Source organism: Candidatus Formimonas warabiya, assembly GCF_002777255.1.
GTDB lineage: Bacteria > Bacillota > Dehalobacteriia > Dehalobacteriales > Dehalobacteriaceae > Formimonas > Formimonas warabiya.
The window spans coordinates 420,507-442,136 of record NZ_CP017634.1 but is presented as its reverse complement, the minus strand read 5'-3'; the positions used below and the strand labels follow the sequence as shown (position 1 = coordinate 442,136).

Below are 21,630 nucleotides of genomic sequence, written 5' to 3'. Positions count from 1 at the left end.
AATTATAAAAAGGGCCTGCTCAATAAATAAAATAATTCCGGGATTTTCGTTAATTTATTAATAGTAAACAGTTTGCCTAATACATTAAAATATGCTAAAATTAGACTTGACTGTTAAAATTCATAATTCTATAAAGGTAATGTGGTTTATCCAACCACAGATGATCATTCCTCTTCTCTCGACAGGCACAAACATGTGCAAAAGCAGAAAAGTGTTACAGGGTTCCATTAACATGTGCTTGCTTGCAGGAAACGGAGGCGAGACGGCGGCTATACCAGTTGCTAATCTTGGCTATTGTAAATTTCCCCTATACATTATTTAGAAAGGTAATGAAAAGAATGACGCTATTTTCCCCCATTGAACATAATAAAGCATTTATCCAAATCGCCAGGCAGATCAGAAATCAAATTGAGTCTGGGAACCTAAAACCAGGCGACAAATTGCCCTCTGAACGAAATCTTGCAGAAAGTTTCCAGACGAGCAGGCCTACCATAAGAGAGGCACTGCGCGTACTAGAGGTAATGGGGTTAACTGAAAGCAGAGTAGGGCAAGGAACCTTTATTAAAGCAAAAACCTTAATGGATATTGATAATGTCCTGTCCGAAATCGAAACACAAACGAGCCCATTGGAGATTTTTGAAGCGAGATTGGCTATTGAGACTTTTCTGGTTAAATTGGCGGCAAAGAATGCTACGAAAGAAGATATAAATCATTTATCACGTTGCATTGATGAATTAGATGAATTGGATCATGATATGAACAATTATACCGAATTTGTCCATTTGGACAATGAATTCCATGAAAGAATCGCTCTTGCGGCAAACAACACTTTATTGACTAAGTTTATGCAAATCATTAACAATGCCCGATTAGAAAATTTGTGGGAAACTTTAAAAAGGAGAAGTTCCACTTCCGAACGCATAAAGAAATTTCAAGAACAGCATCAGAAAATCTTTGCTGCCATAAAGGATCGTGACAGTGCTTTAGCTGAAAAATATATGACCCAACATATTTTATATATTCGACAAAGTTTTTTTGAAGAGGAGAATATTTACTAAGATATTTAATGTTTCCGCCCTTTAAGTGACCTAATTTTTGATGAGCCGTCTGACTTAATATTGGATTACCATAAACAGGGACGGCATCCCAATAAAAATAGGCTGAAAACCCATGTCGGTTCGACCCCGAGCACCAGAAATAAATCGCTCTTAAAGCCGCGATATAAGCGGATTTAAGGGCTTTTTTCTTTTCTTGCGATACGTTTTCATACCTGTCTTGCATCTCCTTTGAAGTATCTGATAGTCCCTATATTGCGCGTGGTTAGCGTGCTTTCTTTGTCGAAGAGCGCAAGGTATTTGACAGCCTGTAGGACTCCAACCCCAACGGTTCCGTCAATCATACCTGTCAAAAGCGAATACAGAAAAAGGCTGTATCTGATTCAAAAGAGATTGACAGATATGTAAATTTTGGTTAATATGGTTCTGAACAGAACGTTCATAAACGAACAACATAGGACGGATCGTTTACTAAAATTAAATGGAACAGAGGTGAAAATTCAATGGACCCACGGTTACGTTTACAACTGATGGACCTGTTTGAGGTGGTGCATATCCGGCTGATGGAGCACAACAAGGAGATGCTCAAGCGGTACAATCTGCCCGGGACGCACCTGATGATCCTGGCTCAGATTGAGAAGGAGCCGGGAATAACGGTGAGCGAGCTGTCAAGGCAAAGCGGGCTTGTCAAGTCGTATATTTCTACCACGATTGAAGAACTGAGTTTCAGGGGGATGGTGGATAAACGGCCGGATAAAAACGACCAGCGGCTGACCCGAATTTTTCTTACCGACTCCGGGACCGATCTTTGGAGGAACATCAGGGCTTACCTGGAGGAGCAGTTTACCAACCTATTGAACGAGATTCCCGATGCCCAGATAGAGTCTATGCTGGCGGGCCTTACCGTTCTTCACGATGTCCTGAAAAAGGGAAAAAGCTTCTGAGGGAATGGGAATCCCTTGCCGCGATGAGAAAGTTGCCATGCGTTCATAATGAATAATTAATGATTAAAGGAGAGAATTTGGGTGAAAACAAGGTATCATCATATCATGTTCGTGCTGGTAATCATATCGCTACTCATAGGTACCAGCGGTTGTGGTGAAAAGCCCCAGGAAGAGGCACAAAATGTAATAAACGTGGAAACAGCAGTTGTAAAAACAATGGATATCACCAGATATTCAAGCTATTCCGGCAAGGTGAAAGGAAATCTTGAAGAGGAAGTTATCCCCAAGCTATCACGCCGGGTTACAGAGGTTTATGTGACCGAAGGCCAGGCGGTTCGGCAGGGGCAAGTGATTATTCGTTTAGACCCGAGTAAGCTGGATGTAGCCGTCCAGCAGGCCAAAGCGGCGTTAGCTTCTGCCCAGGCCGCACAGGCAGCAAATGAGGTTCAGCGGCAGACAGCTTTGAGCAATTATGAACGGATTCAAGAGCTTTACAATGCAGGGGCTACTTCCAAACAGGCACTTGAAACAGCCCAGGCTCAGTATGATGCCCTGAACACCGGTGCTGCAGAAGCGGGCATAGCGCAGGCGCAGGCCGCACTTAGTCTGGCCCAGGAGAATTTGGCCGATTGCGAGATTACCAGTCCCATGGACGGAATCGTGGGGCGTGTCGATGTTTCGGTGGGAGATATGACCAGTCTGCAGAGCCCGGTTGCGGTCATCAATAAAACCGCGGATTTGGAAGTGGAGGTTAAGGTCAGTGAATCCGACGTATCGTCGGTTCAAGCCGGGACAGCCGTCAAAGTGCGGATCAAAGCCATTAGCGAAGAACCGTTTACCGGTACTGTCAAAAGTGTGGCCTCCGTCGCTGATCCGGTTACGCGTACTTATCCGGTAAAGGTTGCCCTACCCAATAATCGAGCCGCCCAGGTGAAATCCGGTATGTTTGCCGAGGTGATGCTGGGGACAGAGCACCGGGCAGGTGTTATCGCTATTCCGATGGACGCAGTCCTGCCTAAAAGCGGGGAAAGTGTCGTCTATGTGGTGAACGGGGAAAATCGTGCGCAAGCGGTAGTCGTTCAAACCGGACTCAATGATGGGACCTATACTGAGATCACCGAAGGTCTTCAGGCAGGACAGAAGGTTGTCACCAAAGGCAACACCCTCATTGATGAAACCAGCGTGCTGAATTTTAGTGATGGGGGAACTGCGAAATGATCAGGAGAATTGCCCAATTTTCAATAAACCGGCCGGCAACGATCATTATCCTGATTGCAGCGCTTTCCATTATCGGCGTAATGAGCGTAGTCCAGATGCGTACCGATCTGCTGCCTGAAATGGATTTGCCTTACGCAATTGTGATGACCACCTATTCAGGAGCCGGCCCTGAAGAAATTGAAGAGCAGGTTAGCAAACCGATTGAGAATGTGGTTGCCACCGTCAGTGACATTGATACCTTAATGTCTCAGTCCAGCGCCAATTCGTCTATCGTCATTATCGGCTTCAACTATGGAACCAATATGGACAGCGCTATGGCCGATATTCGAGATAAGATCTCAATGGCGGAAAGCTATCTTCCAGAGGATGCAGATAAACCGATGGTGATGAAGATTAACCCCAATATCATGCCGGTCATCGCGGTGGCGATTGGTTCCGACCAGTTGTCTCTGGCTCAACTGCAAAGTGTTGCGGAAGATGACATTGAACCCCGGTTATCGCGTATTTCAGGGGTAGCTTCCGTGACTGTTCTGGGAGGGCTTGAACGGGAAGTGAAAGTGGCGGTTGATCCGGTAAAGGCTCAAAATTACGGTTTGAGCCTGACCCAGATAGGCAGTTTTCTGGCGGCAGAGAATTACAACATGTCCAGCGGAGACATCTCTTATGGAGAACGAGAGTATTTTGTCCGTAGTCTGCAGGAATTCGAGAGCGTGGACGCTGTCGGCGAGGTGGCCCTCACAGCTGCCAACGGCAATAAAATTCAACTGAAAGAGATTGCCGAAATCAGTGAAGACTATAAAGAAGTGGAACAGCTTACCCGGGTAAACAAAAAACCGGCGGTAAGCCTGCTGGTCCAGAAGGCGACAGACGGCAATACGGTGGAAGCCTGCACCAAGGTGAAAGAAGAAATGGAAAAAATCCGGAACGAACTTGGGGGCAAAATTAATGTAGAGATCGTCATGGATCAGTCGGATAATATCAATAAATCGCTGAACAGCACTACCAGAACGTTGGCGGAAGGCGCGGTTTTAGCGGTCCTGATTATATTCCTGTTCATGCGCAACCTGCGCAGTACGGCCATTGTCGGCATCGCCATCCCCCTATCTCTGCTCGCCACATTTATCGTCTTGTTCTACAACGGCAGCACCCTGAATCTCCTCACGCTCGGAGGTCTGGCCCTGGGGGTAGGGCGAATGATCGACGACTCCATTGTGGTTTTTGAAAACATCTATCGTCATCGGGACCTGGGGTTGTCCGCCCCCGAAGCTGCCTTAAAGGGAACCGCGGAAGTAGGCGGAGCCGTTTTGGCAAGCACCTTAACCCTGATCGCGGTATTCCTGCCCATTGGTCTGGCCGAAGGGATCAGCGGGGTCTTGTTCAAGCCTCTAGCCCTTACGATTTGTGTAGCCATCGCCTGTTCCTTGATGGTATCCTTAGCGGTGGTTCCCTTTATGTCTTCCCGTATGCTGACGGACAAGGCGATGGTAAAGAAAGGTACCGGTAAGTTCTTCCTAAGCAGACAGTTCCATCGCCTGGGAGAATGGCTGGACAATCTGGGCGAAAAATATAAAATAGGGCTGCGCTGGGCACTGGGCCATAGACGCAGTGTAATATTCAGTGTGGTGGTATTAATCGTCTTATCCCTGGCTATGGTCCCTCAGATTGGTGCTGAGTTTATGCCGCCGTCTGATTCAGGTGAGGTTGAGGTGACACTTGAAGCGGACAAGGGAGCGAAACTCGAGGATGTGGATAAGCTGGCCGAGACAGTGGAGGCGGAACTATTGAAAAACCCGGCCGTTGACATTGTCTATACTACCGTGGGCAGCTCAGGAGAAATGGCCATGATGGGTGCTGCATCCAATGAAGCCTCATTTCGGGTGCAGCTCATCCCTAAAGGCGAACGGAAAGGCGTGGAACAAGTCGCTGAAGAAATCAGGGAATCACTTAAGGACATCTTCGGCGCCAAAAGTACCGTAAGCGTAAGCAGCGGCCTGTCATCATCGAGTTCGGGAGGCGCTATCGCGGTCAACATTCGGGGCGATGATCTGGATACGCTGCGTAGCCTGTCCAAACAGATTGAAGGCATTGTGGCAAAGGTGCCGGGAACGCGTAACGTGGCTTCCTCGCTGGGAGATGGGAATCCGGAAGTTCAGCTGCGCATCAACCGTCAGCGGGCCATGGATTTCGGGTTGACGCCGGCGCAGGTTTCCAGCGAAATCAAAGCTGCCATTGACGGGTCGGTTGTATCCAGATTTCGTCTCGAGGGAGATGAAATCGATGTCACAGTAACCAGTACCAGCAAAGAAACCAGCGATATGGATACGCTGAAAGATTTGCCCATCCTCACCGCTCAGGGCAACAGCATTCCCTTATCTGAAGTGGCCAGTTTTGAGTTATCAACCGGACCGGTGCAAATAGACCGGGAAAATCAGACCCGCCAAGGGACGATTTCCTGCGATCTGTTAAATAGAGATTTGAGCAGTGTTACCCAGGATATTCAGGCAGGAGTAAATACCATTAAGCTGCCGGCAGGATACACCATCGACTATGGCGGAGAGAATGAACAGATGGCAGAAGCTTTTTCCAGTTTGATTCTGGCCCTTCTCATGGCGATTATGCTCGTCTACGTGGTGATGGTGGTGCAGTATGAGTCCTTCCTGGACCCATTTGTGATCCTGTTTTCTCTTCCCGGTGCTATCATCGGGGTGGTTTTGGCGCTGCTGGTAACGGGAACAAGCTTCAGCGTCAACGCGTTTATCGGGCTCATTATGCTGGTAGGAATCGCCGTAGCCAACGCCATTGTTTATGTTGATTATCTGAAGCACCTGCTTGCTGCAGGAATGGAGCGGACTGCTGCCTTGTTGGAGACCGGCCGGCTCAGACTCAGGCCGATATTAATGACCGCCTTGGCTACCATATTGGCCATGATACCCCTGGCGATGGGATTGGGAGAAGGCAGCGAGACCAACGCTCCCCTGGCTATCGTCGTGATCGGGGGCTTACTGGCGGCAACCTTCGTCACCCTGTTCCTGGTTCCGGTTGTTTATAGCATTTTAGATGATAGGCGTCAGAAGAGGTTTAAAAAGAAATCGACGCTGAATCATGAAGATAAATCCCTGGTAAGGCAGACTGTGTAAAAAAGACGTGTTAATCGGCCAATCCCTCAATATTGGCATCGGTGATCACATGATCACCGATGCCAAATCTTGAAATAATTAAGCTTTCAGTATTGTAGATTTTCCAATAATATGCTTACTTTTTCTTTTTCATGACATAATTCGCGATCAATAAACCTGCAGCAAGACCTATTGCAAACAAAAGTGCCGGAATCAAAAACCGCATCACTGTTCCTCCTCGAAACCAACCATCATAATCGGCTCCCCCATTAGGGAGTTTATTTTTTCAAATCCGATCAGATGATAGAAAAAGATAAATAATGATTTCCAAACTCATTGTATAGGAAAGATTCGACCAATAGGAATATTTCCCTCTATTTTTTCCGGTTGGTTTGTCATGGGGACAGGTCCCTTGACATAGATCTTCATATCAATTTTCAGTATAGGCTACATTCATCCACCATATCTTGTAAAAAATTTTCCAATTACAAAACTAAACCTTTAGCTCCTTTTCAATCAGAATATAACGACATGTTCAGAAAATGTCCAGAATCAAGGACTATAATAATAATAAATCTTAGTCCTTCAGGAAGGATGTGAAAATCTATGGACATGTTGATTGCCCGGCAGCCTATTTTTGATAAAAACAAAAAAGTGTATGGCTATGAATTGCTCTATCGGGAAACAGAGCAAAATGCCTATATTTCCGCGGATGGAGATATGGCAAGCTCGAATGTCATTTTGGGGGGTTTTCTGTCCTTGGGATTTCATACGCTTACAGGGGATAAAAAAACTTTTGTCAATTTTACGGACAATCTTCTCACCCAGGAAATTGCCACCCTGTTACCTTCGGATTCTCTGGTAGTGGAGGTTCTGGAAACGGTGGTTCCTCACGAAGAAATTATTTGCGCCTGTAAAAACCTGAAAGACGCCGGCTACACCATTGCCCTGGATGATTTTATTTTCAAACCGGAATACACCCCTTTAATCAAACTGGCAGATATTGTAAAAGTTGACTTTTTATCCTCCTCCGACGCAGAAAAAGCCTCGATCATACGGCGGTTCCGCAATGAAAGAATAAAATTTCTGGCAGAAAAAATTGAAACACAAGAAGAGTTTGAAAAAGCGGTGCGCATGGGATACACCTATTTTCAAGGATATTTCTTTGCCAAACCGGTGATGCTGTCCAGAAATATTATCCCCCCGGCTAAATTAAACCAAATGCGCTTGATCGAAGCGATCAATGCCAAAGTCATTGATTTTGGCGTACTTGCCAATGTAATTGAAATGGATGCGGCTTATTCCTATGAGGTGTTGCGGATCGTTAACTCCGTACTTTTCAGCAGGGGTACGAGAGTGAAATCAATCAGGCAGGCTCTGGTCAGAATCGGGTTGGAGGATTTAAGGAAGTGGTGTTATATTGCCGTACTCAGAAATCTTGCGGAGGGGAAACATACCGAAGCTATTAATTATTGCATGGTTCGGGCCAAATTTATGGAATCATTTTCCCCCATTATTGGCATGGAAAATAGCAAATCTGAGTTCATGACGGTAGGAATCTTGTCTATGCTGGATGTTTTATCAGGCTGTCCCTTGGAAAAGGTCTTTGAAGAAATCCCTATTGCTGATGAAGTGAAGAATACACTCCTCTATAAGGACGATGACAGCAAAATTGCCCAAAGCTACCAGCTGCTCCTAGAGTATGAAAAGGGCCATTGGCAGAATGTGGAGGACTTGGCAAAAGACCTGCACGTGGACACCAAAAAAATTACAGAGATTTATTTAGAGGCCATTCAATGGATGATACAAATTACGCAGAGAATCCAATAAACACCCGGCAAATGGGATGTCATCCTGGGCAAGCATCTGCATAAAGGTTGTGATTTAATGAAAACAAATGAACTCCCAAAAATCAATTTATCCGAAATAATGGAAGGGATGCCCCACGGCATGGCCTACGCAGAATTGGTTTTTAACCATCTGAACGAACCAAGAGATTTTATTTTCCTCGGCATGAACCAGGCCTTTGAACAAGTGATCGGTCTGAATAAGAAAGCTTTGATCGGGAAAAACGCTTCAGAGCTAATCATAAAACAGAACCGAAAAACAACGGATTTTTCCTCCTTTCTTTTTCATACCATGATTATGGAAAGGAAGTATTTAACAGAATTTTATACTACCCGGTCTCAAAAGTGGTACCGGATCACGGCATTTACATTTGGAAATATCTTTTTGGGGATCATGCTCCACGATATCACAGAACAAAAAGGCTTAGAGGCGCAAATGAAAGGGTATCAGTCCCATTTAGAAAATCTCCTTGTCGGCTCCGACCAGAACCCCATTAGCCTGCAGCACAGCAATTTAAAGGAGGCAAGCATTCAAAAACTGCGCTATCTCACCTTTCATGACAAGCTTACAGGTTTATACAATCGGGCATTTTTTGAGGAAGAGATGGCGCGTTTGGATACGGAAAGGCACTTGCCTCTTTCCATCATGATGGGAGATGTCAATGGGTTAAAGCTGACAAACGATACCTTCGGACATGAGGCGGGAGATCGGCTGTTGAAAAATGTCGCATCCATATTGAAAAAATCATTCAGAGAAAAAGAGATCATTGCGCGCTGGGGCGGCGATGAATTTTCCGTCCTGCTTCCCGGCACTACTTATGAAAATGCTTTAAAATTGCTTAATCGCGTAAAAGAAACATGTACCGGCGCCGGAGATGACCCCATTAAGCCAAGTATTGCCCTGGGAGTTGCCACAAAAACGGATCGGGGCCAGGATCTATTCGGAGTGATCAAAGATGCGGAAGATCATATGTATTCCAGCAAGCTTTTTGAAGAGAAAATTGTGCGCACATCAATCCTCGATTCTTTTGAGAAAATCATTTATCACAAAAACCCTTTCATGATGGAGCATTGTACACGTGTGGGCTTGCTGTGCACTAAATTTGGCTCATACCTCAATTTAAGCGCAAATGAACAGGATGCCCTAAATAAGCTTTCCTGGTTTCACGATATCGGTATGGTCCGTATCAGCGAAGATACTATCAAAAAGCCTGTTCCCCTTTCCCCAAAAGAATGGCTGGAAATAAGAAAACATCCCGAATACGGCTACCGCATCGCCCAGCTTATCCCGGAAATCACCTTTATCTCTGAATTGATTTTATCCCACCACGAAAACTGGGATGGCAGCGGATATCCCCTAAAACTTAAGGGAAAAAGGATCCCTCAGCTGGCAAGAATATTCTTTTTGGTGGATAGTTATGATGTCATCACCCACGACAGGCCTTTTAAAACTGCGCTCAGCCATGAGGAAGCGGTCGATGAGCTGGCACGGCGTGCCGGCACCCAATTTGACCCTCATGCCTCAATGGATTTTATCAACTTTATGCATAGCTGACCCTAAGAAGAAAGGATTCCGGAAATAAAGACCATTAACGACGGTAACGGAAGAAAGTGCGGCAGGAATTGAAGAGATTGCCTCTTCCGCGACAGAAATGACAATTTTATCCGAGGAACTGCATACCCAGGTGAAAGGGTTTAAAGTATCATAAGCGTATAAAAGTGAAAAAAGGACAACACTCCTGTAAAAGAGCCCATGTTGTCCTTTTTGTCAGATGGCCACCACATGAAACCTGCAGGCCCAATGGCCTGTTGACCAGCAATCGGTTTCCTTCACCACAAATTGTTTCCCGGTATATTTCTCCAGAATGCCCATCACGAGGCCTTCGTCATAATGGCAAACCGTTTCTCCGCTAACCGGCACTCCCGAGCAATCAAGGTCTTCAGACACGGTAAGAATAAATATCAAGTTTTCAAAATCGGCCTGGACAACCTCCAATAGGCCGATGCCCAGTTCTTCCATCTTTTGCTTAAGGGCGTCAAAAAAATCAGGGGGGGCCAAATCAATATCCAGCAGGTGGGTGCAGAATTCTATGCCTGAGACCCGGCCCGCTTCCACTAATATATGCTTTATCGCATCCTTGCCATATTTATTTTCCAGAACATTGCGAAGAGAATACTGAAACATCCGATAAACAGCCACATGCATTTTTACACCCATGGTAGGCCTGCCTTTGGCAATATCGCCAATATCTTTCCATGCAAAACTTTTTAATGAATTACTCATTTTTGTCTCCTCTTCCCAATGTACTTGTGATCCCATCGTTTTGGGTACTCTTTGCTGATTTTACTTCATTATATCACTTATATCAATGGATTCCGTACATTTTCTGAATATTATATTATTGGGAAATAAGGGTAGATAGTCTGTTTAAATCCTCCATAATATAATAGAATATGTATAAAGGTGGTATTTGGAGGATTTTACATGGTATCCCTTGCAAAAAATAGGAACGGGGAAAAATTCTTTTTTTATTTTATGCTGCTGCTGATGGCGGCAAGCATTGCGGTTCCGGGTATGCGCCTGATATCGTCGAAAGGACCCCAAGCGGTAAACGGCACCTTGGATTTGACAAATTGGGACAGGGATAAAGATGGCCCGGTAAAGCTGCATGGAGCATGGGAATTTTATTTTGGAAAGCTGCTGACGCCTGCAGATTTTAAAAATCAGCAGCCGGACGGAAAAACCATCCAGCATGTTCCGGCCAGATGGACCTCGTACCAAATCGGCGCAAACAAAGTGCCCACCCATGGAACCGCCACTTACCGGCTGAAAATATTACTTCCTGACGCAAAAGGCAGCTATGGCATCAAAATCACCAGCATCTATGCATCCGCCCGCATCTTTGTGGATGGGCAACAAGTCTTAACATGCGGTAACCCGGGGAACGCACCGGAAAACACGGTGCATAAATACTGCGCGGATACCGGCTATTTCTCTATTACCAAAAATGAAGCTGAAATACTGGTTCAGGTAGCCAATTACATTTCCTCTTATAGCGGCATTTATTACGAAATATATTTCGGCAATGAGAAATCGATCACCGCATTACGGTTGTATAATTTTTTTATCGATGCCGCCCTGATCTCAGGCATGATTTTTATCGCCCTCTACTTTTTAGGTTTAAGCTTTCAGAGAAAAAACCGGCTGGAAGTGCTGTTTTTTGCTGTTTATTGCTTATTTTCCGCCATACACGACAGTACCTGCTCCGAGGTTCTTCTCAATTATGTCTTAGCCAGCCTCTCCTACAATGCTTCGGTAAAAATCCAGGTTCTTTCCCTGATATTAAGTTTCTACGCGCTGTTTAACTGTGTCTATCATGCTTTTAATGCTACTTATGCCCGAAAAGCAAAAATCATAACTGCTGCCCTTTCCCTGTTTTTTATTCTATTAACTTGTTTCACCAATTTTTACTTATGGCATTATACGTATATTCTCTTTTGCGCCGGAAATATTTATATCATATCGGCAGTAGTATATATCATCTACAAACAAGCTTATGTAAAAGTGGAAGGCAAATACTATCTCTATACGGCGATTATCAGTTCCTCGATCCTTTTCCTTATGGGGCTGTGCAATATTGTTTGGGCTCTTGAATCTAATATCTTCCTGCCGGTATTTCAGCCTATCTTCGTCTTGTCCCTGGCCCTCTTCATGTCCGAGAAATACGAAAATTACTATAAAACCGTAGAACAGCTTAGTGAAAGGCTATCTGCTCTAGACAAGCAGAAAGACGATTTCCTTGCGAAAACATCCCATGAGTTGAAAACCCCTTTAAACGGCATCATCAATATTTCTCAATCTCTTTTAGAGGGATCAGGAGGCAGGTTGAATGGGGCCCAAGCGGAAGATGTCCAACTCATCGCCAGTATCGGCAAGCGCCTTTCCATCTTGCTCTATGATCTTTTAGATTACTCAAAATTGAAAGTGATGGATCTTACCTTAAACCTGAGCAGCATCGATGTCCATCAAGTGGTGGAATCCGCGGCGGATATTTTTCGGTATTTGATCACAGGCAAGCCTGTGCACATCGAAAACAACATACGGCCGGATACCTGCATTGTTCTCGCCGATGAAAACAGGCTGAAGCAAATTATCTCCAATTTATTGGACAATGCGATCAAATTTACTCCTCAAGGAACCATCACCATCAGCAGCTACCTGGAAGGAGAATTTGCCTTTATTGAAGTGCGGGATAGCGGCATCGGCATTCCGGAAAACAAGTTGAAAGATATCTTCAGCTCTTACGAACAGCTTGCCTCCATTAGTCCGGAGACCACGGGCGCCGGTTTGGGCCTGTCCGTCACCAAGCAGCTGGTGGAGCTTCATCGGGGAAAGATCTTTGCTGCCTCCCAGCCTGGGAAGGGTTCCTCTTTCACTTTTTCTTTACCCCGGGCCAAAAAGGGAAAAAACAGGGAGATCGCCCCATCAAACAAAATGGGAGGGCAGGAGATCCTCTATGCTTCTGTCCGGGACAGCAATCTGCCCTATACGGTAAATGTCGGTGGGGATTCTTCCGTCCTGATCGTGGATGATGAATACTCCAACCTAAAAGCCCTGCTGAATATCCTCACGGTCTGTAAATACAATGTTACTGCGGTGGGAAGCGGAGCAGCCGCCTTGCATCTCCTTGAGGGAGCCTTAAAGTACGATCTGTGCATCCTTGATGTCATGATGCCCGGCATGTGCGGCTATGAAGTATGCCGGAAAATCAGAGAACGCTACTCCCCTCTTGATTTTCCCATTCTTCTCCTTACCGCGAAAGCCCTTCCGGAAGATTTAGAAGCCGGCTTTAAGGCCGGGGCCAACGACTTTCTGGAAAAACCCTTTGAAGTCGGAGAACTGAAATGTCGCGTGCACACCCTGGTTCAACTGAAGAAATCAAAGGACTTGCTTTTTGAGAAGGAAACCGCTTTTTTGCAGGCCCAAATCAGGCCCCATTTTCTCTTCAATGCTTTAAATACCCTGCGCTCCTTTTGCTATACCAATCCCACTAAAGCCGGAGAACTGCTGGGAGAATTAGGGGTATTCTTAAGAAGCCACGTTGATTTTACCAGCACCTCTTCCTTTATTCCCATCGAAAAAGAACTCCGGCTTGTGCAAGCCTATGTAGCCATTGAAAAAGCCAGGTTTGGCAAACAGCTCGAGGTGGAGTACCATATTGACCCCGCCGCTTTAAAATACAGCATTCTCCCCCTTACCATCCAGCCTATAGTGGAAAACTCCATCCGGCACGGCTTGATGAAAAGGAATCTGGGCGGAAAAGTTATTTTGAGCTTGCTGTTTCAGGAAGAACGGATTAATATTCAAGTAATAGACAATGGCATCGGCATTCCCGCCCCTATATTGGAGAGCTTAAGAAACGCCAAACCGGAAAGCGGCAGTGTGGGTTTGACCAATATTAATCGCCGGCTTTTGAACTTGTACGGGACAGCGCTGGATATTTCAAGTGAAAAAAGCCAGGGCACAACAGTATCGTTCAGTATCCCGGCAAAAAATTACACGACTCTTTTATCCGCGGCCGGTATGGATATATCATAGATTTGGAGGTCGTATTGTCTCATGTTAAAAGCAATCATCGTCGATAATGAAGAACCTGCCGTCCATGTACTCAGGATCCTATTGGAAAAAACGGGTCAGGTGACTGTCCTGGGCGGCTTTCTCAGCGGGGCGGATGCTTTAGACGGCATGCAATTTTTAAATCCTGATGTAGCCTTTCTGGATATTGAAATGCCGGAAATAAACGGCTTGGAGTTAGCGGAAAAATTTCTCGTCTTCAACCCTGATCTGGAAATCATCTTTGTCACCGCCTATAACCAATATGCCTTGAACGCCTTTCGGGTCAACGCGCTGGACTACCTATTAAAACCCCTTCTGCTGGAAGATGTGGAGCAGACTGTGGCCCGGCTCATGAAAAGAAAAGGATTTTCCTCCGCTCCTCCCCATCATTTTTTAAACGGCCGGGTTTATTGTTTCGGAAAATTATCCGTATATGGACCTGCCAGTGAGGAGCCTGTAAAATGGCGCACTTCAAAAACGGAAGAACTTTTTGCTTATCTGCTGCAGAATTTGGAAAAAGAAGTGCCCAAATGGAAAATCTGCGAAGCGCTCTGGCCTGAATGCGACATTGAAAAAATAGACATCCATCTTCATACCACCATTTACAAGCTGAAAAAGGTATTAACTTTGGCCCAGATCAAATTTGAGATTAAATTTATCAACGGCTGCTATTGGATGAGTCTCCCCCATATATACACCGATATCCTGGTGTTTGATTCCATCGTTGATTTTAATTATGTGATCACGGAAGATGCCGTAGAAAAATATGAAAAAGCATTTTCTCTGTACAAAAATGATTATTTGGAAGATCACGACTACCTTTGGTCCTTATCCCAAAGAGAGGTCTATGCAAAAAAATATTACAAGCTAGCAACTTCTCTGGTAAAGTATTACATGAAGAAAAATGATCACACTGCCGCGGAAAGAATCCTTCATAGCATTCTAGGAAAATCCCATTTCGACGAGTCGATCCACGAAATGCTCTTAAAACTGTATTTTATTAAGAAGGACCGGGCCGCATTCGTCACCCATTATCAGTCCATGCAAGAATTGTTTAAAACAGAATTAGGGATTGAGCCAAGTGATGCCATCCGGTCTCTATATAACAGTATGTTATGCATTTGATGCGATCCTCCCGGAAAACAGATGAGGATCTCTTTTTCAGGCTGCTCAAAATAAGCCGAACCCATCAATCACTCTTCCCATATAATAAACTGGGCATGAAGAATAGCTGCAGGGACTTTTCTTTTAGAGCCGGCAGGAAAAAGTAAAGCGGCGTTTAATACTTTTTATAGAAAGTTGGTTCTAGGTTCATTTTTTTTAAGAATCACGTTGGGAACCCATTATAGTCAAAAAAAGGGGGAATATGGATGCCTAAGGTTAAATGTGCGATGCAGTATTGCCGGAGTTGTGATGACAACGGACTGTGTACGGAAGATCATATTAACATTAACTGGCTCACCCAATGTGGACGTTATTTAATAAACCGGCGCAAAGCAAAATTATGTAAACATTGCGTAAATTTCTCTCAAGTCGTTTCAACTGCAGGTGAGTCGGATGCCCATTGTCTTTCAGGAAATGAGATCAACGATACCTATGAAAGAACCTGTTGGGTTGACCCCAACCCGGACGCCAAACCGGATGCAGCCAAATACTTAGATTGAGAAATTCGGGACTCAGGATCCGGTTACCGGGAAAACCCATAAGAGCCGGGATCTGGCTTGGCGGGACCTGGCGCTAATAAATAAGAGGACTCTGTTTGTTCTGCAGAGTCCTCTTCAGATTTTACCTTATCCCCTGAAAGGCGCATTGATCCGGTCTGTATTTTTGACCATGGTGCTCTTTTGTTTCAGGGTTGCCTTCTTACTGTGATACCAGTAAAGAATGACCCGGTCCATTCTCTGGCTTGCTTTTAATATATTTTTATTTTGCAAGTCAAATTCATTTGATTCCAATATGCGGTGTAATGTTTCTCTTTCTAATTCCAACAGATCCATGGGACAAGTTTTATCCAAACAAACCGACATCTCTGAACACTCCTTCTGCCTTCCTAACAGATTATATCATACCATGTCGAGGCAGAAAAATTTGTCGAAATTTCATCGAAAAAACTAAATTAATATTTTCTTAAATAACCTGGGCCAACCGTTCTGTTTCTTTGATGATGCGGCCAGCTTTTTTATCCCAGGCATAGAGTGCTCCGCCGATACAACGGGTTTCTACCTTTCCAGCCGCATAGGGATTGCCTTTGAGGTGGGGGGCATCAAGGACGCCCAGTTGAATGGCCTGGGCCAGTACCCGGGGGCTGGTAAAGGGATCCTCTTTCCCATCTCCCATTTCTTGAATGGCATGGAGGAGTACTTGGGCTTCCTCCAAAAGCTCATTTTTACGCTGAATCACAGCAGGGTCCGAAAGGTAATCCGGCTGGCCCCCCAGACAATTCTTCAGGACGCCATGAACAATCTCGCAGCTTTCGATCACATCCGGGGCCGTAGCAGCATGATCTCCTTCACAATACCCCACCACATGAACAATATCAGGCTTTATCTGTAAGGCAAAGGCGGTGGAAGCGGCCAGTTGCCCTTTGGCTACGTTTTCCCGGGGAGACAAGTGGAGCAGTCCCGCCCGGACCTGCCGGTATGAGACAAAGTTTTCGTCGTGCAGCGACTCGATCAAATCGATTTTTGCCAGCATTTTCGCCAGATCCATGGCCGGTGTGATCATGGGGGGCGAATTAAACATATACTGGGCTACATAAGTTTTTATCCCCCGGGCTTTGGCATTATAGGCGGCAAGATAGGCCATGACTACCGCGATGGTATCGTGAGCATCCCGCAGGCTCCAGTGATGCGCTTCATTCACTTCCAGGGGAATCCCCCGCGCTCCATACCAGCCCATGGCTTTCTGGTTTTCACAGATTGCTTCCTCAGGACTCCGTTTGGATCTGCCGTCTAAAGCGTTATACCAACAAAGGGGAATCGCTCCCCAGGCATTGTTGATTGTTTCTGCCCCCAGCTCAGCCCAGGGGATTAAATCCCTGGTACCGCTGTAGATGCGCAGAAGGGGACGGTTTCCGGTCTGGCTGGCGGCCTTTATGCGCACCAGATCCTCCCGGGACCGGACCGGCACGCCTCCGGCTCCATCCAGCATGGGATCCATTTCTTGAGGGCGAAACATGGACTCCTGCGCATTCTGGTCCGGGGCTAAAGAAATGATGTCGAGAATACCGGACCGGGAAATTTCTTCCACACCTTTGATGGTGATTTCCAGATCAGACAGCCCGAAATGGTGCCGCAACAGGGGATATGGATGCATCGCCTTTAGCCGGCCCGGCAGATCATCCCCGATGATCTCTTTTTTGTGATCTTTGCTGCCGCCCCCCAGATATAACAAAACGTCATTGACATTTTCCAAACCGGAAAAACAACGGTCAAAGAGGCCTGATTGTTCTGCTATCTGACAAACAGGAGGAGTTCCGCCAAAAACGAACTTTTTCTCCCCTAACTGTTCTTTTTCCATCCTGTCCTTTAATTCATTCAATAATCTTTCTGCAACTTCCGGGGTAAGACGGAAACTTACCCCGACGATGTCAGGATTGTGCCGGCGAATCGCAGCCACAAATTCCTCAACAGGAACCGCTGCTCCCAGAAAATAAGTTTGGTAACCGAGTTCTTCAGCAATGCGCAGAAATTGGACTACTCCTGCCACATGGACACAGTTTCCTATCGCTCCGGCTATAATTGTTGCCATGACAACCCCTCCTATCTATCTATCTTTCTCCGTCAATAATAAACCTTCTGAGTTGCTTTAACGACATGCCGGCAAGCCCCATCCGCTCGACCGTTCGCCCTTGGGCCCAATAATCAGTCTGGTGGAGGGTAGATCCCAGCAGGATAATAGCATCGATGGTGGGCGTGGGTACATTTCCCAGGCGGCCCAGAGAAGCGATGGGAACAAGGCTCATCGGTATATCTTCGCTGATGTAGCGGTGAAACACCGTTTTAGGGGCTTTGATGCCGTCGTAACCCCGATTGGCCCGCATGGCTTCGTGTAAGGTGCGTCCCGCAGCGTCATAGGCAATATACAGCCATTCCCGGGCGGTCATCGCTCTAAATCCCAAGGACTCTGCCACATGAACACGTTCCTGGTCCATTTTCTCCAGGATCAGGGCCACGGAGGGAGTAATTCCTTCCGTATAATAGTCAAAATCGCCGTTGGTACTTTCAATTCTCCCGGCATTCAAAGTAGTCACAGCCGGATGAAATATGGCGCCGATATTGTCAAGACTGGTCTTCATCACATTATCACCCGGTACAAATTGGGGAAAAGCGACTCGAAGCGCTTTCACTACTTCCGGGGTACTGTGGGCGGGCAAAGCCGCTACCGGAATACTGTTTTTCAAGCGAAAAATCGTGGTTTGGGCAGGGTTAACAGATCTGCTCGCATACAGGAGGGTTTGCGCTTCGGCAACAACAATCTCGGCCTTACATCCCGAGTCCCGCAATACTTGTAATACCTCCAGAGCGCCTCCTGTACGTCCCGGATTGAGGATGACAAACTGTCCGTCGACCAGGTGCGGCGCAATTTGTTCAGCGATATACCGGTGGCCTGTAGCAGGAACAACAACCATGATAATGTCTCTTCCCGCAATCGCCTTGGCCGGGTCCGATGTGACAATTTCAATTTCCGCAAAACCCCGGGGAATTAAATCATTATCCGTAATAATTTCCAGGCCTCCTCCTGCCTGCATCGCCATAATCCGGTCCGGCCCCCGGTTATAGAGGCTGACATCAAAACCCATTAAAGACAGGTGTCCCGCCATCGCAGTGCCTCCGTGTCCGGCACCTAAAACAGCAAATTTCGGATATTGTTTGTGTTCTACTACTTCCATTTGCTCATCCCCTTTCAATTATTTTTTCGCATATATATTCAATTTTAATCTTACTATAAAGGATTATAAACAGTAAATATATGTCATAAGATATTATTTATCCCAAAACAGCTTAAAATATCCTGCAAAACCAGAAAATAAAAGCCATCATGCCGGAACACGATCATAATCTCCTGCTTTTGGGAGAGAATAAATTGCAGATGAGTAAGAAAAAACGCGAGGTGATGCAGTTGGTAAAAGTTAGAAGAGTCCGGGAAAATGATCATAATCAAATGTCAAACCTGATTGTAGATGACGAAAGAAACATGACGCTGGAGGAAGCCATAAAAGAAGTAAACGAAGGGAAAATTAAAGGACTAAACCCGACTAGATCAGAAAAGGAAAGTTCTTACCAAGAAAATAGGCCTGGAAACAATCAGGACAATATGCAAGACGATGGTCCCAGATCCTGAGAAATCAGGCACGAACAGGCTGAAACCGATACCTTTGTCGCCTCCCGGCGGCATATTTTTTTATTACTCGAAAATTTTCTGAACGGGTATCACACAATCAGGGAAATCGTTTCCCGGTGCATTTACCCGTGGTGACACCTCGTAAATCGTCATTTCCTCACTCGGATAGGGTTTTAGCAATTCTTTGATCCGGCCCTTTTCCTTTACGGTGTGATCCAGCCAAATTTTTTCCTCCGCTTTCGTGAGAATAGCCGGCATTCTTTCATGAATCGGAGCAACCAGGGAATTCGCGGGTGTAGTAATAATCGTAAAGGAATAAATCGTCTTCCCCTCCGGAGATTTCCAGGCATCCCACAAGCCGGCAAAGGAAAACAGACCTCCGTTATGAAGCGCGATTCGGTATGGACGCTTTCTTCCAGACAGTCTCTGCCATTCATAAAATCCATCCGCCGGCACCAAACAGCGCTTTTGCTGGATCAGTTTCTGAAAGCTAGGCTTGTCCTCCAGCGTCTCTGCCCGGGCGTTGATCATTTTGTTGCCGATGGACATGTCTTTTGCCCAAAAGGGAATCAGACCCCACCGCATGGCAACAACAAGGCGCTTACCCTCATGATCGATGATCACCGGTACTGATTGCGTAGGTGCAATATTAAATCTGGGCAAGTATTCAATTTCACTCTGTTCCAGGTTAAACCAGGTGCAAAGATCATCCCATGATATGGTTAAGGTAAATCTCCCACACATACCCACACCTTATTTTTTATATAGTATCTGAAATACTATCGTAAGAAAATCTTTCTGTCAAGCAAAAAAGCAGATCCCTCCAAGAATTTTCCACATAATTTTTTTCTCCGGGGAGAACCTAAATCCGAGGTGATAAGAAAATGGCAAAAACATCATCAAAGAATTCCCCCCAAATGGGACCATCATCAAGCCAAAAGAATACGGTGAAAAAAAACCCGCTCAGTCTGGACCAATCTTTTCATGAAGCTCAGGCCTCCGAGGCAGAGAAAAACAGCTTCTAACTGCCTCACGAAGGGCCGGAAAACTTCGGTGTAAAAAACCTAAGGGCTTTTTCGGAGTACCGGTTACCGGGGTTCCTTACTGATTGTGGCTGGGTTTGCCCACACCCGAAAGGAACCCTTTAAGGCCTTTTTGATTTTTCCGGATCCCGGCAACCGGTGCCCGCATCCCTTTTATGATTTATTCTTGATCGGGATTTTCCGTTAGTTTGATAGATAAGGTTCTCACTTGGTCAAAGGCACCAACCACTTCCACTTTTATCACGTCCCCCACCTGATGTTTGCTAACTTCACTGGCAAGTTCTTCAATTGTTGAAATTTGTTTTCCATCAATTTTGGTAATCACATCGCCTTTTTTCAGGCCGGCCTTTTCTGCGCCACTATAGGGCGCAACCACATGGACATATACCCCTTGGGACAATCCGTAGGTCTGGGCGTCTTCTTTGGTCACGGTAATCCCCTGAATTCCTAAATAAGGACGGACAATTTTTTTCTCTTTGATCAGTTGATCAATAATGGGTTTTGCCTCATTGATCGGAATGGCAAACCCCATGCCTTCCACCGAGGAATCCGCCAATTTTACGGTATTGATGCCGATGACTTGGCCCTTTGCATTCGCTAAGGCTCCCCCGCTGTTTCCCGGATTGATGGCCGCGTCTGTCTGAATCAGCGTCATCGTCTTGTCTCCTACGGAAACCTGCCGATTGATGCCGCTGATAATTCCCGCGGTGACGGATCCGGCAAAATCCGTGCCCATGGGGCTTCCAATCGCCACGGCTAATTCTCCTACCTCAATCTTGGATGAATCTCCCAGTTCCGCAGCAGGAAGGTCTTTTTTGTCAACCTTAATTACGGCCAGATCGGAACTTGGATCCCGTCCCACCAATTGAGCGGGCAGCTCCTTGCCGTCTTTTAAGACGACGGTTAAATCCTGAGCCCCCTCCACCACATGGTTATTGGTGACGATATGTCCTTCAGCGTCGATAATGATGCCTGATCCGGTACCCTTCCTTTCAAATTGTTCTCCCCAAAAGTCTGTTGCCGCTGATTTTACTTCAATTGCCACGATAGAGGGGGAAACTTTTTTGGCAATAGGCACGACCGGAGACACGGTGGAAGAACTTGTAACGGTATTTGTAGTACTTTCCGTGGCATAGGCAACATTAGGACTGGTTATTCTATCGCCAAAAAGTTTATTGACGCCTAATCCAAACCCAGTTCCGGCCAGCAGCCCAAAAGCCAAAAAAAGAGCAATGGCTTTTTTCCCATAAGTACGGGGCTTTTTGACGATGACCTCCTGGTAAAATCCTTTCTCATCCACGCCACTGACATCTGACTGACTGTCTTCATTACCACTAAAATCTGACTGACTGTTTTCATTTTCATCGATGATATCCATCTGGATCCCTCCTTTGAATCTTACTAATAAGACTATAATCCAAAGGTTTGAACAGAATATGAACAAATT

Annotated in this window: 17 protein-coding genes; 11 read left to right on the top strand and 6 right to left on the bottom strand. The window is 45.8% G+C overall.

The genetic code is table 11. The features are described 5' to 3' along the window. Positions 1-329 precede the first annotated feature (329 nt). From DCMF_RS01965 to DCMF_RS01940, 6 genes are all read left to right on the top strand, one after another. Positions 330-1,058, top strand: coding sequence for a FadR/GntR family transcriptional regulator (locus DCMF_RS01965; protein WP_214659030.1), 729 nt, complete (start codon positions 330-332; stop codon positions 1,056-1,058). 500 nt (positions 1,059-1,558) lie between these two features. After that, positions 1,559-1,999, top strand: coding sequence for a MarR family winged helix-turn-helix transcriptional regulator (locus tag DCMF_RS01960; RefSeq protein ID WP_148132877.1), 441 nt, complete (start codon positions 1,559-1,561; stop codon positions 1,997-1,999). 81 nt (positions 2,000-2,080) lie between these two features. Then, the gene (locus tag DCMF_RS01955) at positions 2,081-3,217 is read left to right on the top strand and encodes an efflux RND transporter periplasmic adaptor subunit (protein WP_148132876.1); all 1,137 of its coding nucleotides are present in this window, start codon (positions 2,081-2,083) and stop codon (positions 3,215-3,217) included. After that, positions 3,214-6,354: an efflux RND transporter permease subunit gene (locus DCMF_RS01950; RefSeq protein WP_148132875.1), complete on the top strand. Its 3,141-nt coding sequence runs from the start codon at positions 3,214-3,216 to the stop codon at positions 6,352-6,354. The genes DCMF_RS01955 and DCMF_RS01950 overlap by 4 nt, the downstream gene beginning before the upstream one ends. 585 nt (positions 6,355-6,939) lie before the next feature. Further along, positions 6,940-8,163, top strand: coding sequence for an EAL and HDOD domain-containing protein (locus tag DCMF_RS01945; RefSeq protein WP_148132874.1), 1,224 nt, complete (start codon positions 6,940-6,942; stop codon positions 8,161-8,163). A gap of 57 nt (positions 8,164-8,220) precedes the next feature. Further along, positions 8,221-9,735, top strand: a complete 1,515-nt coding sequence (locus DCMF_RS01940) for a sensor domain-containing diguanylate cyclase/phosphohydrolase (protein ID WP_148132873.1) — start codon at positions 8,221-8,223, stop codon at positions 9,733-9,735. Positions 9,736-9,948: 213 nt separating this feature from the next. Here the strand turns inward: DCMF_RS01940 and DCMF_RS01935 are convergent, their stop codons facing one another. Then, positions 9,949-10,464: a V4R domain-containing protein gene (locus tag DCMF_RS01935; RefSeq protein WP_148132872.1), complete on the bottom strand. Its 516-nt coding sequence runs from the start codon at positions 10,462-10,464 to the stop codon at positions 9,949-9,951. A gap of 201 nt (positions 10,465-10,665) precedes the next feature. Between DCMF_RS01935 and DCMF_RS01930 the strand changes: the two genes are divergently transcribed. The 3 genes from DCMF_RS01930 (at position 10,666) to DCMF_RS01920 (ending at position 15,461) form a co-directional block, all read left to right on the top strand. Next, positions 10,666-13,779 (top strand): hybrid sensor histidine kinase/response regulator, encoded by a 3,114-nt coding sequence (locus DCMF_RS01930; protein ID WP_148132871.1) that lies wholly within the window; start codon positions 10,666-10,668, stop codon positions 13,777-13,779. 21 nt (positions 13,780-13,800) lie between these two features. Further along, the gene (locus tag DCMF_RS01925) at positions 13,801-14,922 is read left to right on the top strand and encodes a response regulator (protein WP_148132870.1); all 1,122 of its coding nucleotides are present in this window, start codon (positions 13,801-13,803) and stop codon (positions 14,920-14,922) included. A gap of 245 nt (positions 14,923-15,167) precedes the next feature. Continuing rightward, positions 15,168-15,461, top strand: a complete 294-nt coding sequence (locus tag DCMF_RS01920) for a hypothetical protein (protein WP_148132869.1) — start codon at positions 15,168-15,170, stop codon at positions 15,459-15,461. 126 nt (positions 15,462-15,587) lie between these two features. On the opposite strand, the gene DCMF_RS01915 is transcribed toward DCMF_RS01920, so the two are convergent. From DCMF_RS01915 to DCMF_RS01905, 3 genes are all read right to left on the bottom strand, one after another. After that, complete coding sequence (locus tag DCMF_RS01915; protein WP_148132868.1) at positions 15,588-15,824, bottom strand: hypothetical protein; 237 nt, start codon at positions 15,822-15,824, stop codon at positions 15,588-15,590. A 100-nt stretch (positions 15,825-15,924) separates the two neighbouring features. Beyond that, positions 15,925-17,547, bottom strand: a complete 1,623-nt coding sequence (locus DCMF_RS01910; RefSeq protein WP_148132867.1) for a cobalamin B12-binding domain-containing protein — start codon at positions 17,545-17,547, stop codon at positions 15,925-15,927. A 19-nt stretch (positions 17,548-17,566) separates the two neighbouring features. Then, complete coding sequence (locus tag DCMF_RS01905; protein WP_148132866.1) at positions 17,567-18,688, bottom strand: NAD/NADP-dependent octopine/nopaline dehydrogenase family protein; 1,122 nt, start codon at positions 18,686-18,688, stop codon at positions 17,567-17,569. A gap of 200 nt (positions 18,689-18,888) precedes the next feature. Here DCMF_RS01905 and DCMF_RS01900 point away from each other — a divergent pair, with 200 nt between their 5' ends. Further along, positions 18,889-19,140, top strand: coding sequence for a hypothetical protein (locus DCMF_RS01900; RefSeq protein ID WP_148132865.1), 252 nt, complete (start codon positions 18,889-18,891; stop codon positions 19,138-19,140). A gap of 63 nt (positions 19,141-19,203) precedes the next feature. On the opposite strand, the gene DCMF_RS01895 is transcribed toward DCMF_RS01900, so the two are convergent. Then, on the bottom strand, positions 19,204-19,884 hold the full coding sequence (locus DCMF_RS01895; RefSeq protein ID WP_148132864.1) for an SOS response-associated peptidase: 681 nt from the start codon (positions 19,882-19,884) through the stop codon (positions 19,204-19,206). Positions 19,885-20,024: 140 nt separating this feature from the next. On the opposite strand from DCMF_RS01895, the gene DCMF_RS29030 reads away from it, so the two are divergent. After that, positions 20,025-20,165: a hypothetical protein gene (locus DCMF_RS29030; protein ID WP_214659029.1), complete on the top strand. Its 141-nt coding sequence runs from the start codon at positions 20,025-20,027 to the stop codon at positions 20,163-20,165. A 178-nt stretch (positions 20,166-20,343) separates the two neighbouring features. On the opposite strand, the gene DCMF_RS01890 is transcribed toward DCMF_RS29030, so the two are convergent. Next, positions 20,344-21,561, bottom strand: coding sequence for a S1C family serine protease (locus DCMF_RS01890; RefSeq protein ID WP_148132863.1), 1,218 nt, complete (start codon positions 21,559-21,561; stop codon positions 20,344-20,346). Between the last annotated feature and the right edge of the window lie 69 nt (positions 21,562-21,630).

Excerpts from the sequence above, each read along its gene's own strand:
- DCMF_RS01965 (WP_214659030.1), top strand. The coding sequence starts at position 330 with ATGAAAAGAATGACGCTATTTTCCCCCATTGAACATAATAAAGCATTT.
- DCMF_RS01960 (WP_148132877.1), top strand. The coding sequence starts at position 1,559 with ATGGACCCACGGTTACGTTTACAACTGATGGACCTGTTTGAGGTGGTG.
- DCMF_RS01950 (WP_148132875.1), top strand. The coding sequence starts at position 3,214 with ATGATCAGGAGAATTGCCCAATTTTCAATAAACCGGCCGGCAACGATC.
- DCMF_RS01945 (WP_148132874.1), top strand. The coding sequence starts at position 6,940 with ATGGACATGTTGATTGCCCGGCAGCCTATTTTTGATAAAAACAAAAAA.
- DCMF_RS01940 (WP_148132873.1), top strand. The coding sequence starts at position 8,221 with ATGAAAACAAATGAACTCCCAAAAATCAATTTATCCGAAATAATGGAA.
- DCMF_RS01935 (WP_148132872.1), bottom strand. The coding sequence starts at position 10,464 with ATGAGTAATTCATTAAAAAGTTTTGCATGGAAAGATATTGGCGATATT.
- DCMF_RS01930 (WP_148132871.1), top strand. The coding sequence starts at position 10,666 with ATGGTATCCCTTGCAAAAAATAGGAACGGGGAAAAATTCTTTTTTTAT.
- DCMF_RS01925 (WP_148132870.1), top strand. The coding sequence starts at position 13,801 with ATGTTAAAAGCAATCATCGTCGATAATGAAGAACCTGCCGTCCATGTA.
- DCMF_RS01920 (WP_148132869.1), top strand. The coding sequence starts at position 15,168 with ATGCCTAAGGTTAAATGTGCGATGCAGTATTGCCGGAGTTGTGATGAC.
- DCMF_RS01915 (WP_148132868.1), bottom strand. The coding sequence starts at position 15,824 with ATGTCGGTTTGTTTGGATAAAACTTGTCCCATGGATCTGTTGGAATTA.
- DCMF_RS01910 (WP_148132867.1), bottom strand. The coding sequence starts at position 17,547 with ATGGCAACAATTATAGCCGGAGCGATAGGAAACTGTGTCCATGTGGCA.
- DCMF_RS01905 (WP_148132866.1), bottom strand. The coding sequence starts at position 18,688 with ATGGAAGTAGTAGAACACAAACAATATCCGAAATTTGCTGTTTTAGGT.
- DCMF_RS01900 (WP_148132865.1), top strand. The coding sequence starts at position 18,889 with ATGAGTAAGAAAAAACGCGAGGTGATGCAGTTGGTAAAAGTTAGAAGA.
- DCMF_RS01895 (WP_148132864.1), bottom strand. The coding sequence starts at position 19,884 with ATGTGTGGGAGATTTACCTTAACCATATCATGGGATGATCTTTGCACC.
- DCMF_RS29030 (WP_214659029.1), top strand. The coding sequence starts at position 20,025 with ATGGCAAAAACATCATCAAAGAATTCCCCCCAAATGGGACCATCATCA.
- DCMF_RS01890 (WP_148132863.1), bottom strand. The coding sequence starts at position 21,561 with ATGGATATCATCGATGAAAATGAAAACAGTCAGTCAGATTTTAGTGGT.